Annotated in this window: 3 protein-coding genes; 1 reads left to right on the top strand and 2 read right to left on the bottom strand. The window is 45.4% G+C overall.

What is annotated here, in order from left to right:
- Positions 1-272, top strand: a 272-nt coding sequence (locus JHU38_RS12195; RefSeq protein WP_207859418.1) for a hypothetical protein, incomplete at its 5' end; no start/stop codon positions are given.
- Positions 273-379: 107 nt separating this feature from the next.
- On the opposite strand, the gene JHU38_RS12190 is transcribed toward JHU38_RS12195, so the two are convergent.
- A complete protein-coding gene (locus tag JHU38_RS12190) occupies positions 380-1,120 on the bottom strand; it encodes an SIMPL domain-containing protein (protein ID WP_107581712.1) in 741 nt (246 codons plus the stop codon).
- Between the two features lie 216 nt (positions 1,121-1,336).
- Positions 1,337-2,217 (bottom strand): patatin-like phospholipase family protein (locus JHU38_RS12185; protein ID WP_207859416.1); only part of this gene is annotated, 881 nt, incomplete at its 5' end.

Below are 2,217 nucleotides of genomic sequence, written 5' to 3'. Positions count from 1 at the left end.
TTTCCCTCTGTGGTGGAAAACCGGAAATCGCCGAAATCTGCATTTCCGCCATGGGAGAAACAACAAAAATGCGAAAAACTGTGTTTCCACCATGGGGCAAGAACCATTTGGCGAGTTTTTTCATCCACACTGTCCTACAATTGTTTTGTGGGATTTATGTCCCGCGTGTTCTTCCCGCTGATGGCTTTCATGGAAATGTATCTACATACATTTTCGATGATGAGAGAAAGATATCGAGTTTACAGGCAATCGACATCATCAACAATATTTAAAATCTCGTAATCCGACAATAAATACAAGTTTCGGATAATCTGTATTGACTTGAGCTAAATTAGTCAAGTTCTCAATACGGATTATCCGAAACCTGTATGTGTATTAATTAGTTTTCTACTTCATATGTGGTGCGGACGGTTATGCTGGCTACCTTTTCTTTGCTTGACGTGTTGAAAGTGCCGCCCCAGCTATACTCTTCCTCACTATTCAACCCTACAATCTGAAAAACTCCCATTGCTGATGAGAGCATGGCACCGATGGCAGAATGACTTCCTTTTGCGATGGTCTGGGCGCGCTCATAGGCGTTTTCACTGGCTTTATTGAGCATTTCCATCTTCAGGTCATTGAGTTTCGTGTAGTAATACAAAGGCGCGTTTGAACTAAAGTCGATCCCTTCGTTGTATAATTCCGCGATGTTCTGATAAACTCGTTCTACGAGTGGCACATCGTTAGAACGTACCGTAAATGTTTGTGTTACGGAGAATCCGTCGTCATAAGAGTCATACTGATGGCTGTCGCGGTTGTAGACCTGTCGTGTTTCCTGATTGATATCAACACTGCTTGTAGACAGGGCAGGATCTGTTATGCCGTGTGCTTTTAAATATTTGCGCATGATGGCTGCCACACGTTTATATTGGCTGTAGGCACTTGCACGGTTGTCACCTTTGGCCTTTAGCGTAATATTCCATACGATCAGATCACTTGTGATTTGCTTCTCAGCCATTCCCGTTACGTTGAGTTTCGGACTCTCTTTACGAAAATTAGTCACTCCTTGAGCCAATAGCCAAGCACTGATAATGATGACAATGCCTGCGAATGCTGCCAATAATAATTTTGTTCTGTTCATGACTTTCTGTTTATATTAAAATGAAACATAAATGTATTTAAATCATTTTTTATTTTGGCAAAAATGCAATTATTTTTTTGTATATGCAAGCTTGTGATATTAATTTTTCTTTATGATTTGTTTATTTATGAAGGTAGCCCTTTGACACGATAAAAAGATAGCTTTTGAAAACGGTTTCGCAGACATTGTCATGCTTGAATGGCAGACGGCAAGCGCTTACGGCATGATGCTCTTCTTCAATTTCATCAGCGCGGGCCGGAAGGCCTTGCCAACAGCATCGCCTCGTCGCAGAAGGGCGTCTATCTTGTCGGGAACGAACCGCGTCGCGTCAAAGCCTTTCAAATCAGGATTGAGGTACAAGTCGCAGGCGGTACGGTTATGATTATATTTGGCGATATCCGGACGGGCTTTGAGCCATTGGATGAGCCGCCCGGTCTTTGTCTTGCGAGGCCGGAGTGTACGACGTGGCGTGGCATGTTTGCGCTGGGTCAGGTCGATGGCAATCACGATGTCGGCGCCCATCCGGCGAACCACGTCTACGGGGAGATTGTTCAGCACGCCACCGTCGACGAGCAGGGAATCGCCCATGATGACAGGTTTGAACGCACCGGGAATGGCCATGCTGGCTCGTAGGGCGACAGAGAGTTTTCCTCTATCAAGCACCACCTCGCGCAATGTATGTATGTCGACTGCCACGCAGCGAAAAGGAATAGGCAGCGAGTCGAAACAAATGGAATCGGGAAGACGGGTGAGCGAATCCAGAAGTTGTACCACACGATCGCCACGCATGGCACCGAAGCGTCCTACGGCTACCGAGTTTGTCGAACCGCGCCTACCTATGGGATAGCCAAAGAAATAAAACTTACCATTTTGCTTTTTCAGAAACTTCTTCTTGAAATTCAAGTTGCGGTCACCCAAAAGACTTTTCCATTCCTGTGACCGGAAGAGTCTCTCGATATCGTCGGCCTTGCTGCCTGTGGCATAAAGTCCGCCCACAATCGAGCCAATACTGGTGCCGGCAATGTAATCGATGGGTATTCCGGGCTCAGTAGAAAATTCGTGGGGATAATATCTTCTAATTGAAATTAAATGCTTTT

The organism is Prevotella illustrans (genome assembly GCF_017426725.1).
Lineage (GTDB): Bacteria > Bacteroidota > Bacteroidia > Bacteroidales > Bacteroidaceae > Prevotella > Prevotella illustrans.
Note: the sequence above shows the minus strand (reverse complement) of the source record. Positions and strands in the feature narration are given on the sequence as shown.